The sequence below is a fragment of the Bacillus sp. NPDC057893 genome, from assembly GCF_042796455.1.
In the GTDB taxonomy this organism is placed as follows: Bacteria; Bacillota; Bacilli; order Bacillales; family Bacillaceae_G; genus Bacillus_A.
This window is the reverse complement of the sequence record NZ_JBHVNG010000003.1, coordinates 63,406-85,848: the sequence shown is the minus strand read 5'-3', so window position 1 is coordinate 85,848 and position 22,443 is coordinate 63,406. Positions and strand designations below refer to the sequence as shown.

Genomic DNA, 22,443 nt, shown 5'->3' with positions numbered 1-22,443 from the left:
CAAAGTCATAAAACATAACAAATAACATGATCATGTTATAAAATCTAACACATGGAAGCAATATCCTGTCGAAAAATGTTGATTTTTGAATATTTTTTAAATATAATTCAATTTATGAAGAAAAAAGGGAGGGGACTAATTGTATGAATATTTTAGAACAGTTCGTTTCATCAATGAATACGATTCTTTGGTCATATATTCTTATTGCAATGTTAATCGGCTTAGGGCTTTATTTTTCTATTAAATTGAAATTCGTACAAATTACTCATTTAGGGGAAATGGTTCGACTAATGGGTGATGGCTTAACTGGAAAGACACGTAAAAAGGGAAGTGTATCGTCATTCCAAGCATTTTGTATGAGTTCAGCAGCTCGTATTGGTATCGGGAACTTAGCTGGTGTAGCGCTAGCTATCTCTATGGGAGGACCTGGAGCTGTATTTTGGATGTGGGTTATTGCGATTATTGGAGCATCTTCAAGTTTCGTAGAAAGTACGCTTGCACAAATTTATAAAATAAAAGATGGCAGTGGCTTCCGTGGTGGTCCTGCTTATTATATGGAAAAAGGTTTAAATAAACGTTGGATGGGGATTTGGTTCTCTATTCTGATCACAATTAGTTACGGTTTAATTTTTAACTCAGTACAAGCAAATACAGTGACATTAGCATTTAAAAATGCATTTGGTATTGAGCGTTATGTTGTAGGGATTGTACTTGCGGTGTTAGTTGCGGTTATTATTTTTGGTGGTGTGAAAAGTATTGCGCGTATGTCAGAAATGATTGTTCCGCCGATGGCAATTATTTATATTGCAGTAGCTGTGTTCGTTGTTATTAAAAATTATTATTTAATACCGGATATGTTTACAGAAATCTTTAAAGGTGCATTCGGTTTAGATTCAGCTGTAGGTGGCGGTATTGGTGCTGCGATGAAATATGGTATTCAGCGCGGATTATTTGCGAACGAAGCAGGTATGGGTAGTGCGCCGAACGCGGCAGCAACAGCTGACGTAACGCATCCAGCGAAACAAGGTTTTATTCAAACAATTGGAGTTTTAGTAGATACATTCTTAGTATGTACATCAACAGCATTTATCGTACTATGTTCTGGTGCATATAAAGCAACAAATTTAGAAGGTATTGAATTAACGCAAGTTGCGCTAAGTTCACAGATTGGTTCGTGGGCAAGCGGCTTCTTAGCTATTATTATTTTCTTATTTGCTTTCAGTTCACTTCTAGGAAACTACTATTATGGTGAAACGAATATTGAATTTATTAAACAAAGTAAAACTTGGTTAACGATTTATCGTCTTGCGGTAGTTGGAATGGTACTATTCGGCTCTGTTGCGACACTTCAAGTTGTATGGAATATGGCAGACTTATTTATGGGTCTAATGGTAATCACAAACTTAATTGCGATTACACTTCTTGGCCGATTTGCGTATGCAGCATTAGCGGACTATGTGAAACAAAAGAAACAAGGAAAAGATCCAGTCTTCAGTGCAGATTCTATCCCTGGTTTAACGAACACAGAGTGCTGGGACAAGCCAGCAGTAGCAGATAAAGAAAAAGCTGTATAATAAAAAAGGAACGAGCATCAAAGAAATTTGATGCTCGTTTTTTTATAGCAATAAACTAAGGGAGAGAGGTAAAAGACGAACATTAATGAGAGTTTTATAATAAAATGTATTTTTTTTAGAAAAATGCAGATGTGAGTTGTAATTTGTGTTAGAATGATTAATGGCTTTGGAATAAGAGATTAGACGGATTTTTATATTCATTTTTATATTTTTAGTGATAAAGGGAAAGTTCGGATTATTTCTCATTTCTAATGGTCAGACGTTCAACATTAAAGAAGAGTTAAATGGAGGATTTTATTAATGAAGTTTGTTATGTTTCTGGTAGGATTACTCGTTGTATTCGTACTCGGTTTTCTTATAAGTGCCGATCGAAAGAAGATTAAGTATAAACCAATTATGGTTATGCTTGTTATTCAGTTGGTATTATCATATTTCTTATTAAATACGCAAGTTGGTTATATTTTAGTAAAAGGAATTTCTGATGGATTTGGAGCGCTTCTTGGATATGCGGAAGCTGGAATCGTTTTCGTATTTGGAGGCCTTGTTAATAAAGGAGAAGTTTCATTCTTCTTAACGGCATTATTGCCAATCGTATTCTTTGCGGTATTAATCGGAATTCTGCAGCATTTTAAAATTTTACCGATATTTATTCGTGCTATTGGTACTTTGTTAAGTAAGGTAAATGGTTTAGGGAAATTAGAATCTTATAATGCGGTAGCAGCTGCGATTGTTGGGCAAGCAGAAGTATTCATTACAGTAAAAGATCAATTAAGTAAAATCCCAAAACATCGTTTATATACACTATGTGCATCTTCAATGTCGACAGTATCGATGTCAATCGTTGGTTCTTATATGAAAATGATTGAGCCAAAATATGTAGTAACAGCACTTGTATTAAATTTATTTAGTGGTTTCATTATTATTCATCTTATTAATCCGTATGATATTACGGAAGAAGAAGATACATTGCAGTTAGAAAATAAGAAAAAGCAGTCATTCTTTGAAATGTTAAGCGAATATATTATGCTTGGTTTCACGATTGCGATTACAGTAGCAGCGATGTTACTTGGTTTCGTAGCATTAATTACAGCAATCAATAGCTTGTTTGATTCAGTGTTCGGCATTACATTCCAAGCTATTTTAGGATATATCTTCTCACCATTAGCATTCGTAATGGGTATCCCGCAATCAGAAATGGTAACGGCGGGACAAATTATGGCAACGAAATTAGTATCGAATGAATTTGTTGCGATGCTTGATCTAGGAAAAGTAGCTGGTGAGTTATCAGCTCGTACAGTCGGTATTCTTTCTGTATTCCTCGTATCATTTGCGAACTTCTCATCTATCGGAATTATCGCAGGTGCAACGAAAGGAATCGATGAAAACCAATCAAACGTTGTTTCATCATTCGGATTACGACTTGTATACGGTGCGACATTAGTAAGTCTTTTATCAGCGATTATCGTTGGTGTTATGTTATAAAAAGGGTGGTCCTAGCTCATAGCTAGGGCTATTTTTTATGGTAAATTTACATAAAAAACCCAATTGATTAGGAATATATTAACATATAAAAATATTTTAAAATTTATATTGCATTTCAATTAGTTAGCGCTTACAATTTGATTTGTAGGTGGTATCAATTTCAGACTTTCAAGTATGGTAGGAGAGAAGAGGCTACCTTTTATAAATTGCAATTTATGTAAACGCTTACTGATTTTAGATAACAGTTGAATAATATTTAGGGGTTTTAAATTTTTTTAACATCAATGGTCAGACGTCATTCGTTATACGTTATACGACCAATAACTCGTGAGAGAAGTGGAGGATTCACATATGAAAATAGTAATGTTTCTAGTCGGTTTACTTGTAGTGTTTGTACTAGGTTTCCTTATAAGTTCAGATCGTAAGAAAATTAAATATAAGCCAATTGCACTTATGCTTGTCATTCAATTGGTACTTGCGTATTTCTTACTAAATACAAAGATCGGATTTGTGTTAGTAAAAGGGATTGCAGATGGATTTGGCGCTATTTTAAAATTTGCGGAAGCAGGGGTTAATTTCGTATTTGGTGGGCTAGCAAATGACGGACAAGCACCATTCTTCTTAACAGTATTATTACCAATTATTTTCTTAGCAGTATTAATCGGGATCTTACAACATATTAAAGTTTTACCGATTATCATTCGTGCAGTCGGTTTCGTATTAAGTAAAATTAACGGTTTAGGAAGATTAGAATCATACAACGCGGTAGCAGCTGCAATTGTTGGTCAAGGTGAAGTATTTATTACAGTAAAAGATCAACTAAGCAAATTACCGAAAAATCGTTTATATACACTTTGTGCATCATCAATGTCAACAGTATCAATGTCAATCGTTGGTTCTTATATGAAAATGATTGATCCGAAATATGTAGTAACAGCACTTGTACTAAACTTATTTAGTGGATTCATTATCGTTCATATCATTAATCCATATGACGTAAACGAAGAAGACGATATTTTAGAATTACAAGAAGATAAGAAACAAACATTCTTTGAAATGTTAGGCGAATATATTATGCTAGGTTTCTCTATCGCTGTAACAGTAGCGGCAATGTTAATTGGTTTCGTGGCATTAATTACAGCAATTAACGGTGTGTTCGATTCTATTTTCGGAATCACATTCCAAAGCATTTTAGGATATATCTTCTCACCATTAGCATTTGTAATGGGTATTCCAACATCAGAGATGCTAACAGCGGGACAAATTATGGCAACGAAATTAGTAACGAACGAATTTGTTGCGATGCTTGATCTAGGAAAAGTAGCTGGTGAGTTATCAGCCCGTACAGTAGGTATTTTATCAATCTTCCTTGTATCATTTGCGAACTTCTCATCTATCGGAATTATCGCAGGTGCAACGAAGAGTATCGATGGCAAACAAGCAAATGTTGTATCATCATTCGGACTAAAACTTGTATACGGTGCAACGTTAGTAAGTATATTATCAGCGATTATCGTTGGGGTTATGCTTTAATAAATTAAGAAAAGCAATGAGCGTAGGCTCATTGCTTTTTTGTTTAACTTGCTTTATCCAAGTCTTTTTTAAATCGTGGTCTTTTTAAATAAGTTCCCAGTCTCCACACATATTCTACAGGCCCCATTCGGTATTTCTGTAGCCAATAGGTACTAACGAATAATTGAATCGTATAAATTCCAATGGTTAAAAGAATACCGAAGAAATAGCCGATTTTACCGTATAAGCCAAACCCATATGCGTAAAAAATGGTTGTTGCAATAATAGATTGTGCTAAGTAATTACTAACTGACATTTTTCCCATGTTCGCCATGTATGTTAGTAAGCGCGATGCTTTTTTGTAATGGAACAATAAAGTAATTGTGCTTCCGTAAAGGAAGGTCATGGTTACGGGTGTAAGGCCATCTTGTAACATAATTAAAATCGGATGTTTTACGAACATGGTTAAAATTTTGATTGTAAAAGAAAAAATACCAGTAATAAGCCATATTTTTTTGACAGCAGACATATGTTTATCAATTTCAAATAACCACCCCTTTTTTCCTACGTACATGCCGAGTAAGAAGAGTGGAGACATAAAAATTAATGCGAAAATTGACAAGATAACTAATCCGAAGACACCGTTAATTCCCATGTAATCAAAAGGATTTTCAGTTAATCTAAAGTTGATATGATCCATATAGCTTCCAGTTTCATGAACTTTATGCTCTTTTTCAATATAAGGTGCGACATCATTGAATGTGTTTGATGTTGGTTCAGATTGATAAGATGCGAACATAATGAGTGCTAATAAAATGGATGCCCAAATGAGTAACGTTTTTGGTTTTCGATTGATGAACATCATTAAGAAAATCCCGACAATCCCGTAGGCAAATAAAATATCTCCCTCCCAAACAAAAGTGCCGTGAATGTAGCCTAGTAGTAAAAGAATGATAATACGCCTTATATATGTCGGGAAGAATTTTTTTCCTTTTGCAATAATACTTTTTTGTAACAAAATAATGCTAAGCCCAAATAAAAAAGAGAATAGGGAAATAAAATTCTGTGTGCCGAAAAATTGAATAAACCAATTAGCACTTTCATCGAGTTTTCCGAAAATATAAGTGGGTTTTTCATTAGCGAATAATCCGAATTGAATTAATGTTATATTAACAAGCAAAATGCCAAATAAAGCGAAACCACGAATGGCGTCAACAAATTCTACACGTTGGTTCATTTTTTCTCTCCTCTTATATTGTTTTATATTGAAAATAATACCATTTATTTACTGTTTCTATGTCAAATCCGAGGAAATTTAAGGTGATTTTAAGCTAGAGAGAAAATAAAAAATCACCTTAATACACTCATTAAGGTGATTACAATATTACTCAGCTGGAGGCGTAAATGTACGCTTCTCTAATTCAGCATCTAGCATAAATAGTGCATTTGAATCGCTTGTAATACGTTTTAATTTTTGAATGATGCTATCGAATGAAGCTTCTTCTTCTACTTGCTCATCCACGAACCATTTTAAGAATGTAATTGTTGCGTGCTCACGCTCATCCCAAGCGATATCAGATAAGTGATAAATACGTTTCGTTACTTCACGCTCGTGTTCAAGTGCGACTTCAAAAGCATTTAATACAGATTCGTATTCGTTATTAGGATGATCAAATCCAGTAATAATAGCGCGCTCGCCGCGGTCATTAATATAGTTGTAAAGCTTCATTGCGTGGAAACGTTCTTCTTCAGCTTGTACAAGGAAAAAGTTAGCGAATCCATCGTAGCTTTCCGCTGTACAGTAAGCAGCCATTGCCATATAAGCGTGGGCAGAGTAAAATTCAAAATTCATTTGTTCATTTAGTGCGTCGTGCAATTTTTTAGATAACATAAAATCCCCCTTATTATTTTGACAAGAACATTATATCACAATTGATAATGTTCTCATTTAGATGTTTCGAACCTTTTTGAAAGCTTTGTGACGTGTGTTTCCATAATGTCTTGTAAATCTAAATCATATTTTTGTGAAAGAACAATAAGGTTAGATAGTACATCACCAAGTTCTTCTTTTAGTTCTTGTTTTAGCTCTTCTTCTGTTTTCGCATCTTCATCAGGACGATCGCGGCCGATTTCAATTGCGCGAACAACTCGTGAAACTTCCCCAACTTCTTCAGTTAAGAAATTTAAGCGAATAAAGGAATCATACTGCGACCAGCTTCGTTTTTCGTAAAATTCCTCAACCCATCTTTGAAATGCAACGATATCCATTTCTTCCTCATCCCTTCAATATGTTGTACAATGTCAATTGTATCATAACAATATATAGTTTCGGGGTGTAGGAATGAGAAAGATTTGTGTGTTTGCAGGTTCCAATTTAGGGGAGAGACCAGAATTTAAAGAGCAGGCAATGGAATTAGGCAAAATGTTTGTTGAGAACGACTATGAGCTCGTATACGGTGGTTCATGCGTTGGATTAATGGGAGAAGTGGCAAACGAAGTTCTTCGTTTAGGTGGACGTGTAACAGGTGTTATGCCGCGCGGTCTATTTCGAGGAGAAATCGTACATACAGGATTAACAGAATTAATTGAAGTAGAAACAATGCATGAGCGCAAGGCGAAAATGGCAGAGCTTGCGGATGCTTTCATTGCACTACCAGGCGGATATGGAACTTTTGAAGAACTATTTGAAGTTGTATGTTGGTCACAAATTGGTATACATAATAAGCCGATTGGTTTATTGAACATTAAAGACTTTTACGGACCAATTTTGCAAATGGTTGAACGGGCAGCAGAAGAAGGCTTTATGAATCCATCGAATAAAGAGTTAATCGTTTCCGCTGAGACGGCAGATAAACTAATTCATGAAATCCAAAATTACAAGCGTCCTGTCTTGGGGACGAAGTGGAAGCAATTATCATAGTACATTTTTATAGCGATTTATAGAAACACATGTCTTTTTTATCGTAAAAAGGCATGTGTTTTTAAGTTAGTTAAATATTTTAATATTTATATATAACGTTTTTGGAAAAGGGAAATAGATGGAGGAGTTTGTGTATTTACGTCCTGTTTTTAAAAGTATTTTAGCAGCGTCTATTTTGGTTATGCTAATTGTTTTAAGACAGAAGAAAGAGCTGATTAATGAGTTTTCGCTTTGGTTTATTTCGATAATGTGTATCGGTGTTTCCGCGATAACATTGTTTATGTCTGGGTTTATCGTTGATGAGTATAGTCTAAGTGGAGATCCACAATCATTTTGCATGTTTATTGCGATTGGCTGTATTAGCGGCTTGAATTTTATTATTTATTATAAACGGCAATAAAAAAGGCATTCCATATTACTTCGGAATGCCTTTATCACTTTGATTACTTTGTTTTTTATACAGGTACCAGCCACCCCAGCCGCCACCAATTGCTACAACAACGAGGAAAGCATAGTCTTTAACCTCGACACGTATGTTGAAAATATTAGCTATGAGTAAGAGAATCCCAACTGTTATTAACGCAAAAAATGCTCTAATTAAGTAGTCTTTCAACTGAACCACTCCCGTCATTTAAGTCGTAAATGATGAACTTGGAAAAGCTTTTTTGGATCTAATTACTAAAGGGTGTTTCCTATATTTTAACATAAAAGAGATTGTAATATATTGATAAAAGTAGGGGAGAGGTGTGTTAATATTGTCGTGTTTTGTCGGTAAGTCGATATAATTGAAAAATCGCTGATATATTTGATGAAACGGTCGATATAATGAAAAAATCGCCGATATATTTGATGGAATCGCCGATATAATTGGGAAATCGCTGATATACTTTCATGTACTTTCATGCGCGGCAACCTCATAGAAAAAAGCGACTCTGAACGAGCCACCTCCGCTTTTAAATATATTATTGATTCAAGAATGCACGTAGCATCCAAGCGTGTTTTTCTAGTTCTGTGTAGATGCCTAGTAGTAGGTCAGATGTCATTTCGTCATCAGAATTTTGAGCGATTTCCATGCCTTTTTTCAGTTCGCGTAGCATCATTTCGTAGTCTTTCATAATTGCTTCGACCATCCCTTCTGCAGTTTCTCCGTAAGCTGCTTCTTGAATAGAAGATAGTTCTAAGTATTCTTTCATTGTTGCTACTGGTTTACCGTCAATTGCTAAAATGCGTTCTGCGATTTCATCGATGTGAGTAGCTGATTCTGTGTAAAGCTCTTCAAATTTTTCATGTAGTGTGAAGAATTGAGGTCCTTTTACGTACCAATGGAAGTTGTGTAGTTTTGTAAATAAAACGCTCCAGTTTGCTACTTGTTTGTTTAATGCTTCGATTACTTGTTTGTTCATTATGATCAATCTCCTCTTGAGTTATTATGTTATATAAATTACTAATTTATAATTATTATAATCTAGTAATTTGTATAAATCAACCCTTTTGCTGGAATTAATTTGAACAAATTATGAACTGTTGTAAATAAAAAATCCCTATTACTGTGAAGTAATAGGGATTTTTATTTGATATATAGCTCCAGCGGCTAGAACAGTCGGTTGTTTCACTCCTTCATTCGAGGCAAAGAGCGCCTCGGAATCAGGGGTTCCAACATCCTCCTGTTCTGAATGAGCCGCCTCCGCTTTTATTTTTTAAACAGCCTGTTTCTTTTCTTCTACATCCTGTCCATCCCAACACTCTGTATTCTTTAAGCCAGGGATAGAACTTGCAATGAAAACAGGATCTTTTCCTTGTTTCTTTTGCTTTATATAGTCTACTAATGCCGCATAGGCGAACTTGCTAAGGAATGAGATGGCAATTAAGTTTGTAAATACCATTAGTCCCATAAAGAAATCAGCTAAACTCCAAACCGTTTGAAGGGCAGCGATAGATCCGAAGAACACCATTCCGACAACTGCAACACGATAAATCAGTAACCATGTTTTGCTTTCTTTAATGAATGCGATATTTGTTTCACCATAATAGTAGTTTCCTAGTAAAGAACTGAAAGCGAATAGGAAAATAATAATCGCTAAGAACGTGCTTGCCCACGGTCCAATTTGTGAACTTAATGCTTGTTGTGTTAATTCAATACCTTCTAAATTCGATCCTTTGTAGAGTCCAGAACATAATACGATAAACGCTGTTGATGTACATACTAAGAATGTATCTACGAAAACACCTAATGCTTGAACAAGTCCTTGTTTTACAGGGTGAGATACATCTGATGTTGCTGCTGCATTAGGAGAGCTACCCATACCTGCTTCTGTCGCGAATAAACCGCGCTGAATTCCGAATTTGATTGCTGCTCCAATACCACCAGCGATAGCTTGGTCTAAACCAAATGCGCTGTTAAATATTTCTGTAAAAATGCTTGGTAACATATTGAAGTTGTTAATAACGACAAAAATAGCCACACCAATATAAACAATCGCCATTGGAGGAACAATCATTTCTGTAATACGTGAAATGCTCTTGATACCACCAAAAATAATAACTGCAACTAATAAAGCTAATAGAGCTCCTACGATCGTTCGCTCTAGTCCAAAAGCATTTTCAAATGCTATTGTTACCGTGTTTGCTTGTACAGAATTGAAAATTAATCCGTACGCAACTGTAATAAGAAGTGAAAACCAAACACCCATCCAGCGTTTGTTTAACCCTTTTTCCATGTAATATGCTGGTCCACCACGGAATCTGCTTCCATCTTTTACTTTATAAATTTGCGCGAGCGTACATTCCACAAAACTAGTAGCTGCTCCAAGGATAGCGATAAACCACATCCAAAATATTGCGCCAGGTCCACCCATTGAAATGGCTAATGCTACACCAGCTAAGTTCCCGATACCAATACGTGCTGCTGCACTTAAGCAAAATGCTTGGAATGGAGAGATGCTATCTTTCTTTTTTTCTTTTCGATTAAATCCTTTACTAATTAAACTGACCATCTCACCGAAATGAGTAATTTGGACAAATTTTAATTTGAAAGAGAAATAAAGACCGAAGCCGATTAACATTGCAATAAGAATATATGACCATAAAATATTATTCGTTACCTCAAGGAATCTGCTAAAGATATCAACCATATAATACACTTCCTTTTTTCGTAATAAGAAAATTATATGCAAAAAATATACCAGAATCAATTTTTCTAAAAAATTATGTTACTTAAACGTATTTTGTGTTATGATTATGTTACATCGTAATATTTTTAGAATTATTTACATTTTAAAAAACTAAATTTAAAGCGAAAAAGAGGGGATAATTTGAAAGAAGAATCTTTATTGAAAGTAAGTCTTAAGAGTTTGAAAATGAGAAGTAATTTATTTTTTATCATTACATCTTTAAGTATCTTTTTAGGAGCCACTTATTATTACAATAAAAGATTTCCAAATCACAGGTATCCTGAATGGTTAGAATTTCTAAAATTGATTTGATGAATAAAAGACGGAAAAACAGAAAATTCAAATAAAAATCGTTGTGGAGGAGCTAAATATGAATATTAGAGAAAGTGAACTTCCGGGTATTGGTTACAAATTTCAAATCGTTACGAAAGGTAACGAAAAGATGGTGATTGTCATTCATGATGATGGGCGTAGAGAAATGTATCATTTTGATTCAGACCATGAAGAAAGCATCTCAAGTATTTCATTACGTGACTCAGAGGCAAGACAAATTGCAGCAATATTAGGTGGAATGGTATACAAGCCTAGAGCATTAGAAAATGTTGAAATGGTCTTTGAAGGTTTAGCGATTGAGTGGTTTAAAGTAGAGAATACAGCTCCAGCAATCGGAAAAACAATCGGTGATCTTGAAATAAGAAAAACATATAGCGTAACGATCATTGCAGTTATGAAAAAGAATATGAAAAAGCTATTTAATCCAGGACCAGAAACAGTAATTGAAGAAGGAGATATGCTTGTAGTTTCGGGTGAGAGAGAAGAAATTAAAAAAATTATTAATGAGTTACTTTCGAATAGGGGGACTGACTAGATGGATACTTTAATTTTTGAAGTTGGTACAGCTTTAGTTTTAGTAGCAATTGCGGCAGTAATCGCTGGAAAGTTTAAATTCTCAGTAATACCTTTTCTAATTGTTCTTGGCATGTTAGTGGGACCGCATGCGCCGACAATAGGTGTTATCGATCTCAAATTTATTGAAAGTGCAAGTGTAATTTCCTTCCTTGGAAGGATTGGAGTTCTGTTCCTTCTGTTCTATCTAGGCCTAGAGTTTTCGATGAAAAAACTAATTAAATCTGGACGTTCTATTGCGATTGGCGGAACAATTTATATTTTAATTAACTTTTCACTTGGATTATTATATGGATTTATAATGGGCTTCCCCTTACTTGAAATCTTAATTATTGCGGGTATTATTACGATTTCTTCTAGTGCCATCGTTGCTAAAGTGTTAGTGGATTTAAGAAGAACTGGTAATAATGAGACCGAATTAATATTAGGAATTATTATGTTTGAAGATATATTCCTTGCTGTATATTTATCAGTAGTTTCTGGCTTAGTCCTTGGGGATCATGCTTCGTTCTTAGGTGCCCTCACTTCAATTGGAATTGCTTTAGGATATATGCTTCTATTCTTCGTAGTAGCTAGAAAGGCTACGCCGTTATTAAATAGATTGCTCAATATTAGTTCCGATGAAATCTTTATTATTGTAGTATTTGCTTCGTTGTTCTTTATCGCTGGTTTTTCAGAAACAATTCATGTTGCAGAAGCAATCGGAGCACTTCTTTTAGGTTTAGTTTTCTCTGAAACAGAGCACAGTGATCGAATCGAACATCTTGTTGTTCCATTTAGAGACTTTTTCGGAGCTATCTTCTTCTTCAGTTTCGGATTAAGTATTGATCCATTCTCATTGGGCGGAGCAATATGGTTAACGTTAGGTGCTGTACTTCTGACGATAATCGGAAACTTCGTAGCAGGGATGATTGCAGGACGACAAGCTGGATTATCTCATAAAGCATCAACAAATATTGGATTGACAATCGTTTCAAGGGGAGAATTCTCAATTATTATGGCTAATATCGGTATCGCGGGTGGTTTAATGTCGGTATTGAAACCATTCTCAGCACTATATGTGCTGATACTATCCATTTTAGGTCCGCTTCTAACGAAAGAATCAAAGAATGTATATAAATTTTTAAATAAAATCTTTAAGTGGGATACGAAGACTAGATAAATTTTTAAAAAATAAAAGTACAAGATATTTACTGCTTGTACTTTTATTTTTTGCAATGAAAACAGTAAAGAGAGGTAAATGATGTTAGGAGAGTTGATTCATTCAGTTTTAGTTTTTCTAGAAGGACTTGGTTATTGGGGAATTATGCTTGGATTAATGCTAGAGGTTATCCCAAGTGAAATCGTATTATCTTATGCAGGTTATTTAGTATCAACAGGAAGCATTACATTTTGGGGTGCTGTCGCGTTCGGTACAATTGGTGGTGTAATCGCACAACTATTCATTTATTGGATCGGTCGATATGGAGGAAGACCTGTTCTAGAGCGATATGGAAAATATATTTTGATTCAGAAGAAACATATTGATTATGCTGAAGCGTGGTTTAATCGTTACGGAACTGGTGTTATTTTTACAGCGCGTTTTATTCCTGTTGTGCGTCATGCTATTTCGATACCAGCCGGTATTGCGAAAATGTCACATGCTAAGTTTATTACGCTAACTACACTAGCTGTTATTCCATGGTCAATTGTGTTTGTATATTTAGGCTTTAAATTAGGAACAGAGTGGGAAAGTATTAATAAAGTAGCTGGGCCATATGTGAAATATTTTGCACTTGCTGCTATTGTTTGCGCACTTGGTTATTTTGTACTCAAAAAAATGATGAAAAAAAAGTGATTACGGAAAAGGAATCTATGCCGACATAGGTTCCTTTTTTTATTGTCATTTTTCAAAGGGCAAAGAGTACGTTTAATATTTACCATATTGTGGCATACATATAGGAAAAGGGAGTTTGGGAAGGGGATTATAGAAAAATGGAACTCCAGTTTCAAAATGTATATCAACAAGTTGAGAATTGGTATGTGTTGGATTCGGAGCTTCCTTGGGATGTCAAAAAGTTAAGAAATGATTTGTTTTCTCTTATTGAAGTAAGTGCAACGCCAGTTATTTTTTGTGATACGTGTGATGCGAATCATGTACTTTTATCATTAGGAGAAGAAGAAGAGGAGTTTTTATTCCCGGTAGGTGGTTTTTATCATAAAGAAAAACAATTAATTTTCGTCTGTATGTGGGAAGAGTATGAGCAAGTGCTCAAAACGCTATTGCATGAATTCAGGCATGCGATGCAGCATAAGGACGATGTACTACATGTTGGACATGAACGATACGAAGAAAGATGGATCGAGAAAGATGCGAGGCATTTCGCGGAGAGGAAGCTAGATGAATATAAAAATAGAAATTTAAGCTGAAGCATAGTGGAGAAAAATCACTGTGCTTTTATTTGTTGCTAATGAAAAATAAGTATTTGACCTTTATTAAGTTTAGTTCTAAACTAATAGTATCAAATGAGCGAGGTGATGGAATGAAAGCAGAGGAAAGACTTGGATTACTATTATGGTTTCGTTTATCACGCTTTTATAATAGAAGTATTCGTGAGACGAATCAGCATTTGAAAAAGTGGAATGTATCTGCTGCTCAGTTTGATGTATTAGTTCAAGTTGGAGGACACGATCGTTTAACGCAGCAAGAGCTTGGAAATAAGTTATTTGTTACGAAAGGAAATGTTACTCAACTTTTAAATAAGATGGAGCAACTCGATTGGATTCAGCGTGACCAAGAAGGTACCACGAAATATATTTCATTAACAGAAGAGGGAAAGGTTCTATATGAAGAAATAGTCCCGCCGCAAGAAACATTTCAAGCAGAGAAATTTGATAAGTTAAATAGAGAAGAACAAAAACAATTATTAGAATTACTGAAGAAGTTGCAGTGATAAAATTAAAAATAAATATCTCGATTTCAAGATAATATGAGGTGAAGGATATGTTTAGAAAAGTTGATCATAAAAATATGGGAAGAGCAAATCACGGTTGGTTAAATACACATTTTCATTTTTCTTTTGCAAATTATTATAATCCAAACAACATGAATTTTGGAGCAGTACGTGTTATGAATGATGATTTAATAGCGGCACAAACTGGTTTTGATATGCATCCGCACCGTGATATGGAGATTATCTCTTACGTTATAGATGGTGAATTAACACATGAAGATAGTATGGGGAACCGAGGGACAATTGAGCGTGGGCATGTTCAATATATGAGTGCAGGTACTGGTGTATTTCACAGTGAGCATAACTTAGGAAATGAAACATTACGTTTATTGCAAATTTGGATTTTACCAGACCGCGATGGTCATAAGCCGAACTATGGTGAGTTTAAATTTGATTGGAGTAAACGTGAAAATGAGTGGTTCCATATGGTATCTCCTTCTGATGGAGATGCACCAATTCATATTCACCAAGATGCAAATTTATATTCTTTATCATTAGAGGCTGGTAAAGAAATTCATTTTCCTGTTAAAGAAGGACGTCAATTATACCTTGTACAAATTGAAGGTAGCAGCGTTGTAAACGGTGAAACACTTGTAATGCGTGATGCAGCGGAGGCTGTAGAAGAAGATATTCATATTCAAGCGAAAGAAAAATCTCACTATTTAGCAATTGAAATGAAAATGTAATAAAGTGAAACTTTAATCATTGGTGTTTTCCCAGCATATAAATAGCGGAATGAAAAGTTATAGGAAAGAGGACATAGAAAAACGATGTCCTCTTTTTGGTGAGTTGAATTATCAGAAAAAATTTTCTCAATTTTTAGAAAAAGGTATTTGCTTGGTTATTTAGAATTTTATAAAGGTGTCAAAAACTTTTAGGGGAATGGGGAGTGTTAGATTGAAAAAGCAAGCAGTTTCATCAGCATTAGCGTTATCCGTTATTATTGGGGGATTTGGGGCGTTTGGAGCAACAAAAACACAAGCGGAAGAGCAAAAAATCCAGTATCACCAAGAGTTTAAAACACCAGCTTACATAGGTGAAGAGTGGAAAGCACCAGAAGGCCTAGATAAAAAAGAGACAGTATTTCAATATTTAGAGAGCAAGAAAGATATGTTTAAACTAGCAGGAAATATTGATAAACATTTTAATGTCGTTGGTGAAGAAAAAGATGCTGAATCTGGTACAACACATGTGAAGTTAGTTGAGAAGCATAATAACATTCCTGTGTATGGCTCAGATCAAACGGTTACGCTTGATAAAGAGAATAATGTAAAAGCATTTTTCGGACAAGTTATTCCGAATTTAGAAGATAAAAATATTCCTGCATCTGCAAGTATTAGTGCGGAACAAGCAGAAACGATCGCAAAAGCTGATATTGAGAAAGAAATTGGTAAAGTAAAGAATTATGATGGTGTGAAAAAAGATTTATTTGTTTATGAAAAAGATGGAAAGTACTATCTTGCATACCTCGTTAAAGCATCAATTTCTAAACCAGCACCAGGATATTGGCATTATTTTGTTGATGCAACAAATGGGAATGTTATTGAGAAATATAATGCTGTAGATAACATTACTGGATTTGGTTACGGAGTATTAGGGGCTAGACAATCATTTGAAATTGCTCAAGATACGAAAACAGGAGCGTTCAACTTATTTGATGGTACACGAGGACAAGGTGTCCATACATTTGATGCAGAGAATATGAACGAAGACTGGTTTAATTTATTCTCACAAATTCTTGGATATACAGGAGAAGAAATTGCAAGTAAATCTAAGTTCTTCGAAGATAAAGCGGCAGTAGATGCGCATGTGAATGCAGGAAAAGTATATGATTATTATAAAAAGACATTTAACCGTAACTCTTTCGATGATAAAGGTGCGAAACTTATTTCTGCTGTTCACGTAGGTGAATCTTGGAATAACGCAGCGTGGAACGGTGTGCAAATGATGTATGGTGATGGAGATGGTAAGACATTCATTCCATTATCAGCAGGGCTAGATGTTATTGGCCACGAATTAACGCATGCTGTAACTGAACATACAGCAAACCTTGTATATAAAAATGAATCAGGAGCGTTAAATGAATCGATATCTGATATCATGGGTGTCATGGTTGAAAAGAAGAGCTGGGATTTAGGTGCCGATATTTATACACCTGGTAAACCTGGAGATGCACTTCGATCTCTGAAAGATCCAGCATCTATTCCGAATCCATTAAAACCTGGTGAAGGTTACCCAGATCATTACAATAAACGTTATACTGGAACAGCTGATAATGGCGGCGTTCATATTAACAGTAGCATCAATAATAAAGCAGCATATTTAGTATCTGAGGGCGGCACTCATTACGGTGTGAAAGTTGTTGGTGTTGGCCGTGAAGCAACAGAAAAAATTTACTACCGTGCTCTTACTAAATATTTAACTGCAAACTCTGACTTTAAAATGATGCGCCAAGCTGCACTTCAATCAGCAGAGGATTTATACGGTAAAAACTCTAAAGCTGTACAAGCTGTAACGAAAGCTTATGATGCTGTAGGAGTAAAATAATAAGAGAAAAAGACCTGACTGGATTGTCAGGTCTTTTCCTTATTTAATCACGAATACCTAATGCGATTTTCGCCATACGTGACATGCGTTCTTTCGACCATGGTGGATTCCATACAACATTTACTTCTATTTCATTTACTTCAGGTACGTTCGTTGATAATACTTTCTTAACGTCGGATACGATTTGACCAGCCATTGGACAACCGATAGAAGTCATCGTCATTGTAATGACAGCATTATTATTTTCATCTGCTGTAACGTCATAAACTAATCCAAGATTGATAATATCAACACCTAATTCAGGGTCAATAACAGCTTCTAAGTTCGCATATAACTTTTCTTCAAATGCTTGTTGTGACATGTGTAGCACCCCCTAAATATTAATGATATCGATTCTCATTATAACGGATATATGTATAATGTGCAGGAAATGAGCTCAAAAAAATATTCCTCTTGGAAGAGGAATATTTTTAAAAAAGCTATTCAGTTTTAAAATGAGATACGAGTTCATCTAATTCTTCAACTGTTTGTTTCATTTCTTTTGCAGTTTTTGTCATTTCATTCATAACAAGGACTTTCTTCCCAGCAGATTGTGCTGTTGCGGCAGTCTCACTTGAAACTTCATTAGAAATTGAAGTGATGTTATTAAGTGAAGCATTCATTTCTTCAGCACTTGCGGCCATTTCTTCAGCAGTTGCTGATATGTCTTGCATTTGAGTAGACACTTTATTCACTTGACCAACGATTGTTGTGAAAGAAGAGCCGGCATCACGGATGACGTTAATACCTTCAAATGCTTCGGAACGACCTTGAGCCATCATAGAGCTAGCAGTTTTTGTGTCATTTTGAATTTGATGCAGCAATTGGTTAATATCCTTTGCCGCTGTTTTTGATTGTTCAGCAAGTTTACGAACTTCATCAGCTACGACAGCAAATCCTTTTCCTTGTTCGCCGGCACGAGCAGCTTCAATAGAAGCATTTAATGCAAGTAGATTTGTTTGTTCAGCGATATTAGAAATAGATTGTACAGCTGTATCAATATATTTTGTGTGAGTGATTAGACGTTCGACTACTTCTGATGTAGCATTCACAGCTTCATGTATCGTGGTCATTTGTGAAATCGATTTTTGGATTACAGTACTTCCGTCGTTAGCATGTTCAGATGTAGCTACAGCAAGTTCGGCTACAGAAGAAGCTGATTCAGCAATACGCTGAACACTCATTGCCATATCATCCATTGCAGTCGAGCTTTCTTCCATACTAGAAGTTTGCGATTGAATGCTTGCATTTAAATTGGACATCGAGCTTTGAACTCGTATTGTTGCCTCGCGTGATGTATTAGTCTTTTCTAGCATGTTTTCAGAAGCATTTTGTACTTCCACAGAAGTTTTTTGAACACGATTAATGATATGTTGTAGGTTTTCTAACATTTTATTAAATGATGTTGCAATTGCACCGATCTCGTCATTGCTATTTACTTGTAGACGAGCTGTTAGGTCACCCTCTTGGGAAGATAACTCTTTTAGTTTAGTATCAATTTGCTGAATTGGTTTTACAAGTTTACCAGAGAACCACCATGCAAGAATAATTGCAACGACAATACATATAACAAGTGATAAGAATACAACGTATTCAATTAGTAGTGATGATTGGTCAATTTTTTCAATGGATTGATCACGTAACTTAGCTTGTTCGTTGCTATAGTTTGTGAAATCACCAATAACTTTATAAACAGTGCCATTTTCTGAAGAAGCAACTTGTAATGCTTCTTCCCACTTTTGTTCTTTTGCAAGAGTAACTACTTTATCATCAATAAATTGTCTCCATGTAGAACCTAATTGCATTGTATCTTTTACTTGCTGAGAAATATTAGGATTAGAAAGAAGCTTATCTTTTGAATCCTCAAGACGTTTACTCATTTCATGAAACTTGTCTAATTCAACTTGATCATGTTGCAGTAAATAACCTCTTAAAGCAGAAAGTTGTACTTGATAAGCGTCTCCACGTTCTTTTAACTCTGTTGCAAGAGGCGAAATTTCTTTTTGCAATGCTTCAGCTTTACGAGTCTGATCAATAGCGAAGAATAGAATAAAAGCTAAGGCAATGCCAAATAAAGCGCAAATCGTTCCCATCATGAACATTAATTTTTTTCGAATGCTAATAAAATTCATATGATTGAAAAATCTCCTTTGTGAAATTCTAGTATTAGGATTACTTTATATAACAATTTAAAAGAAAGCCTTATTCCTATTTAAAGTTAGAATAAAGCTTTCGTATTTCCTTTAGGAATTATAGCAGACAGAGTGGGAGAGAGAAAGATATATTTTAAAGTAAAAAAGAGGGGCTAAAAAAAGAAATCCCTCTTTTTTACTATTATGCATTTGTTTTGAAATGAGAAACGAGAACTTCGAGTTCTTGTACTGCAGTTTTCATTTCTGATGACTTTGTAGCAATGTCTTTCATTACATTTACTTGGCCACCAGCTGAATGTGCTGTCTGTGATGTTTCAGCGGCAACTTCGTTTGAAATAGAAGCGATAGTATTTAAAGCTGCATTCATTTCCTCAGAACTTGCGGCCATTTCTTCAGCAGTTGCAGACATTTCTTGCATCTGTGCAGAGACTTTATTAACGTGGTTAACAATTGCTGAGAATGAAGAGCCAGCCGTACGAATGATTGTGATTCCTTGTGAAGCTTCTGATTGTCCTTGTGTCATCATTTCATTGGCTATTTTCGTATCTGCTTGAATTTGGTGAAGTAAATGGTTAATGTCGGTTGCGGCTAGTTTAGATTGTTCCGCAAGTTTACGAACTTCATCGGCAACAACAGCGAATCCTTTTCCATGTTCACCAGCACGGGCCGCTTCAATAGAAGCATTTAAAGCGAGCAAATTCGTCTGCTCGGCAATATTAGAAATAGATTGAAGTGCAGTATCAATATGATTTGTATGTGTAATGAGTCGCTCTACCACTTGTGATGTAGCGTTAACAGCTTCGTTAATTGTATGCATTTGTGTAATAGATTTCTCAATGACTTTATTTCCATCATCTGCTTTTTCAGAAGTTGTAACAGCTAAACCAGCAACAGAAGAGGCAGATTCTGCAATACGTTGAACACTCGTTGCCATATCATCCATTGCAGTAGAGCTTTCTTCGATGCTAGATACTTGTGAACGAATATTATGATCAAGAGCATTCATAGTCTCTTGGATTTGTGTGGTAGTGTCCATAGATGCAGTTGTTTCGATGAACATATTTTCTGAAGCTTCTTTTACACTTGTTGATGTTTGTTGAACTTGCTTTATAATACGTTGTAAGTTAGCGAGCATTTGATTAAAGGAATATGCAATATCACCGATCTCATCTTTACTAGTTACATTCAATCTCGCGGTCAAATCTCCATCTTGAGAAGCTAATTCTTTTAATTTCGCATCAATTTGTCGAATAGGTTTAACGAGTTTACCAGAGAACCACCATGCTAATAAAATAGAAGTTAATGTGCATATAATGAGTGAGAAGAAAATAATATATTGGATAAGAGATGATGAAGATTGAACATCAGCAATTAATGTGTCACGTTTTTCATTTTCTTCATTTGCGTATTTAGTAAAACGACTTAAAAGGTCATTTACGTAATCTGTTTGAGCCAAAGCAATTTTGGATGCTTCGTCCCATTTTCCTTCACGCGCAAGGGGGAGAACCTTATTATCTATGACGCTTCGCCATTTCGCACCCATTAAAATGGCCTCTTTCATTCCTTCAGGGAGTTTTTTATCACTTGTTACTTTTTCTCTTGTATCAGCTAATTTCTTTCCTTCCCGGTTGAATTTATCTAATCCTTTTTGATCGTGTGATAGTAAATATTCTTGTAAGCCAGCAACTTGCGCTTGGAACCAATCACCGCGTTCTTTTAAAATGGTTGCTCTTTTCGATACATCGTTTTTTAATGTTTCAACTTCACTTGCTTGGTTCATAGCGAATGTAAGAATAATAATGAGAGCAATGCTAAATAAGGAACAAATGCTTAAGAGTGTGAAGAGTAGTTTTTTTCGAATACTAATATATTTCATCGTTACCCCTACCTTTTTTTAAAAGAACTATTTATTTTGATTTATGGATATTAGGGACAGAATTAATAAATCCATTATTACGAAGTTATTAATCTGTTCAATGAAAATTATAGCAGATAATGGAAGAAGGCAAATTGATATGAGTAAAAGTTCTTAAAATGTATACATTTGTATATCAAAAAATTCATAAATAAAAACTAGAAAGGCTATTGTAATTTGAAATGACATCCTGTATACTTCTAATCAGTTGATAACGATTATCACTATCAACTGAACATTACTCTTCGTTATGTTGGTCATACCCCTTTTTGACGACGTAAGTCAGAGACGAATGTTGAAATATCTTGTGTCCTATTCTACAGAATTATGGTAATCTCCAACCTCAACTTATATGCGTAAGCATGCAAAAAAAGGATCCTATCCGTGAAGGGATCCTTTTTTGCATGTTGTCGCAATTAATGTATATAGACCGGGTATACGTTCTTCAATTCCTTCGGGTGAAGTAGAAGGGAAGACCCACCTTTGATGAGATCCGTGTTCTTCAATCAATTTTTCAACTTTGAAATTTGTTTCTGCCATTGCTGTAATAACTTCTCCTAGTGTCCAGCGCCTAATTTTTGTTCTCGGTAAAGTGTATTTCTGTGATTCAGTAAGGAGAGCACTATAAGCTACGTCATCTTCAATAAGTTCCTCATCAAAATAATTGCCATTCGCTCGAAATGCTGGATGATCTACTCCTAATAATTTTGTATAAACAGGATGATAGTCACGCAGTATAAATGTCCCATCTTGTTTTAGTAAGTGAGAGATTATATAAAAGAGTGGCTTTAAGTCTAAAAAGTAATGGAGCACGCCAAGTTCCAGTAACACGATATCAAATGATTGAGATAGATTTAAATCTAGTACATCGGAAACGATATATTGAATAGAGACGCCAGCAGCTTCTGCTAGTTCATTTGCATATTTAGCATTACTTGCTGAAATGTCTATAACTGTTACATCGGCTCCTAAAAGAGCAAGAGCAACTGCTTTGTTGCCTTTTGATCCGAGTAAATTAATAATACGCTTTCCTTTTGGAGATTGTATGTAGGGTAAATAATGATCTACCTCGCGCACGGGATCTTCCATGAGCTTTTTCGCATAATCCTCTGGCGCCCCGTGGCGATTTGTCCAAGCTTCATAAGCAGCTGCGTTCCAGCTTTTTTCATTAATCGCACTTAGTTGCTTTTGATTCAATGTTATCACTCCTTTTGTGAACGTATAGTTATTCG

22 protein-coding genes are annotated in these 22,443 nt (G+C 35.2%); 12 read left to right on the top strand and 10 right to left on the bottom strand.

Annotated elements, in window-relative coordinates:
- Positions 1-143 precede the first annotated feature (143 nt).
- The 3 genes from ACFVQC_RS16320 to ACFVQC_RS16310 all read left to right on the top strand — a co-directional run bounded on the left by ACFVQC_RS16320 (position 144) and on the right by ACFVQC_RS16310 (position 4,589).
- Entirely contained in the window at positions 144-1,574 is a 1,431-nt protein-coding gene (locus ACFVQC_RS16320) for an alanine/glycine:cation symporter family protein (protein ID WP_377889793.1), read from the top strand.
- Positions 1,575-1,874: 300 nt separating this feature from the next.
- Positions 1,875-3,056 carry a NupC/NupG family nucleoside CNT transporter gene (locus ACFVQC_RS16315; protein WP_219920795.1) on the top strand — a complete coding sequence of 394 codons (1,182 nt, stop codon included), beginning with the start codon at positions 1,875-1,877 and terminating at the stop codon, positions 3,054-3,056.
- Positions 3,057-3,407: 351 nt separating this feature from the next.
- Positions 3,408-4,589, top strand: coding sequence for a NupC/NupG family nucleoside CNT transporter (locus tag ACFVQC_RS16310; protein WP_016096573.1), 1,182 nt, complete (start codon positions 3,408-3,410; stop codon positions 4,587-4,589).
- Between the two features lie 43 nt (positions 4,590-4,632).
- On the opposite strand, the gene ACFVQC_RS16305 is transcribed toward ACFVQC_RS16310, so the two are convergent.
- From ACFVQC_RS16305 to ACFVQC_RS16295, 3 genes are all read right to left on the bottom strand, one after another.
- Positions 4,633-5,805, bottom strand: a complete 1,173-nt coding sequence (locus ACFVQC_RS16305; protein WP_377898701.1) for a DUF418 domain-containing protein — start codon at positions 5,803-5,805, stop codon at positions 4,633-4,635.
- 147 nt (positions 5,806-5,952) lie between these two features.
- Positions 5,953-6,459 carry a ferritin gene (locus ACFVQC_RS16300; RefSeq protein ID WP_002015996.1) on the bottom strand — a complete coding sequence of 169 codons (507 nt, stop codon included), beginning with the start codon at positions 6,457-6,459 and terminating at the stop codon, positions 5,953-5,955.
- 53 nt (positions 6,460-6,512) lie between these two features.
- Positions 6,513-6,836 (bottom strand): MazG nucleotide pyrophosphohydrolase domain-containing protein, encoded by a 324-nt coding sequence (locus ACFVQC_RS16295; protein ID WP_377898700.1) that lies wholly within the window; start codon positions 6,834-6,836, stop codon positions 6,513-6,515.
- Between the two features lie 73 nt (positions 6,837-6,909).
- Here ACFVQC_RS16295 and ACFVQC_RS16290 point away from each other — a divergent pair, with 73 nt between their 5' ends.
- Together ACFVQC_RS16290 and ACFVQC_RS16285 are read left to right on the top strand one after the other, a co-directional pair.
- Positions 6,910-7,488 carry an LOG family protein gene (locus ACFVQC_RS16290; RefSeq protein ID WP_483861740.1) on the top strand — a complete coding sequence of 193 codons (579 nt, stop codon included), beginning with the start codon at positions 6,910-6,912 and terminating at the stop codon, positions 7,486-7,488.
- Positions 7,489-7,606: 118 nt separating this feature from the next.
- Positions 7,607-7,888 carry a hypothetical protein gene (locus tag ACFVQC_RS16285; protein WP_377898699.1) on the top strand — a complete coding sequence of 94 codons (282 nt, stop codon included), beginning with the start codon at positions 7,607-7,609 and terminating at the stop codon, positions 7,886-7,888.
- A 15-nt stretch (positions 7,889-7,903) separates the two neighbouring features.
- Here the strand turns inward: ACFVQC_RS16285 and ACFVQC_RS16280 are convergent, their stop codons facing one another.
- The 3 genes from ACFVQC_RS16280 to ACFVQC_RS16270 all read right to left on the bottom strand — a co-directional run bounded on the left by ACFVQC_RS16280 (position 7,904) and on the right by ACFVQC_RS16270 (position 10,619).
- Positions 7,904-8,101, bottom strand: coding sequence for a hypothetical protein (locus tag ACFVQC_RS16280; protein WP_000656314.1), 198 nt, complete (start codon positions 8,099-8,101; stop codon positions 7,904-7,906).
- A gap of 349 nt (positions 8,102-8,450) precedes the next feature.
- The gene (locus ACFVQC_RS16275; protein ID WP_377898698.1) at positions 8,451-8,891 is read right to left on the bottom strand and encodes a Dps family protein; all 441 of its coding nucleotides are present in this window, start codon (positions 8,889-8,891) and stop codon (positions 8,451-8,453) included.
- Between the two features lie 294 nt (positions 8,892-9,185).
- A complete protein-coding gene (locus ACFVQC_RS16270) occupies positions 9,186-10,619 on the bottom strand; it encodes an alanine/glycine:cation symporter family protein (protein ID WP_377898697.1) in 1,434 nt (477 codons plus the stop codon).
- Between the two features lie 409 nt (positions 10,620-11,028).
- Between ACFVQC_RS16270 and ACFVQC_RS16265 the strand changes: the two genes are divergently transcribed.
- The 7 genes from ACFVQC_RS16265 (at position 11,029) to ACFVQC_RS16235 (ending at position 17,104) form a co-directional block, all read left to right on the top strand.
- Positions 11,029-11,526, top strand: a complete 498-nt coding sequence (locus tag ACFVQC_RS16265; protein ID WP_001026076.1) for a cation:proton antiporter regulatory subunit — start codon at positions 11,029-11,031, stop codon at positions 11,524-11,526.
- Positions 11,527-12,726 (top strand): cation:proton antiporter, encoded by a 1,200-nt coding sequence (locus tag ACFVQC_RS16260; RefSeq protein WP_377889778.1) that lies wholly within the window; start codon positions 11,527-11,529, stop codon positions 12,724-12,726.
- 81 nt (positions 12,727-12,807) lie between these two features.
- Positions 12,808-13,401, top strand: a complete 594-nt coding sequence (gene uptA, locus ACFVQC_RS16255; protein WP_071748102.1) for an undecaprenyl phosphate transporter UptA — start codon at positions 12,808-12,810, stop codon at positions 13,399-13,401.
- 137 nt (positions 13,402-13,538) lie between these two features.
- Positions 13,539-13,973, top strand: a complete 435-nt coding sequence (locus ACFVQC_RS16250; RefSeq protein ID WP_377889776.1) for a DUF3920 family protein — start codon at positions 13,539-13,541, stop codon at positions 13,971-13,973.
- Between the two features lie 113 nt (positions 13,974-14,086).
- Entirely contained in the window at positions 14,087-14,497 is a 411-nt protein-coding gene (locus ACFVQC_RS16245) for a MarR family winged helix-turn-helix transcriptional regulator (protein ID WP_377898696.1), read from the top strand.
- A 50-nt stretch (positions 14,498-14,547) separates the two neighbouring features.
- Positions 14,548-15,243, top strand: a complete 696-nt coding sequence (locus ACFVQC_RS16240; RefSeq protein ID WP_377898695.1) for a pirin family protein — start codon at positions 14,548-14,550, stop codon at positions 15,241-15,243.
- Positions 15,244-15,454: 211 nt separating this feature from the next.
- Positions 15,455-17,104, top strand: a complete 1,650-nt coding sequence (locus ACFVQC_RS16235; protein WP_377889770.1) for a M4 family metallopeptidase — start codon at positions 15,455-15,457, stop codon at positions 17,102-17,104.
- Positions 17,105-17,147: 43 nt separating this feature from the next.
- On the opposite strand, the gene ACFVQC_RS16230 is transcribed toward ACFVQC_RS16235, so the two are convergent.
- From ACFVQC_RS16230 to ACFVQC_RS16215, 4 genes are all read right to left on the bottom strand, one after another.
- Positions 17,148-17,465: a metal-sulfur cluster assembly factor gene (locus tag ACFVQC_RS16230; RefSeq protein WP_000082521.1), complete on the bottom strand. Its 318-nt coding sequence runs from the start codon at positions 17,463-17,465 to the stop codon at positions 17,148-17,150.
- A 118-nt stretch (positions 17,466-17,583) separates the two neighbouring features.
- Positions 17,584-19,275: a methyl-accepting chemotaxis protein gene (locus ACFVQC_RS16225; RefSeq protein ID WP_377898694.1), complete on the bottom strand. Its 1,692-nt coding sequence runs from the start codon at positions 19,273-19,275 to the stop codon at positions 17,584-17,586.
- A gap of 202 nt (positions 19,276-19,477) precedes the next feature.
- Positions 19,478-21,172: a methyl-accepting chemotaxis protein gene (locus tag ACFVQC_RS16220; RefSeq protein ID WP_377898693.1), complete on the bottom strand. Its 1,695-nt coding sequence runs from the start codon at positions 21,170-21,172 to the stop codon at positions 19,478-19,480.
- Positions 21,173-21,589: 417 nt separating this feature from the next.
- Positions 21,590-22,408: a class I SAM-dependent methyltransferase gene (locus tag ACFVQC_RS16215; RefSeq protein ID WP_377898692.1), complete on the bottom strand. Its 819-nt coding sequence runs from the start codon at positions 22,406-22,408 to the stop codon at positions 21,590-21,592.
- Between the last annotated feature and the right edge of the window lie 35 nt (positions 22,409-22,443).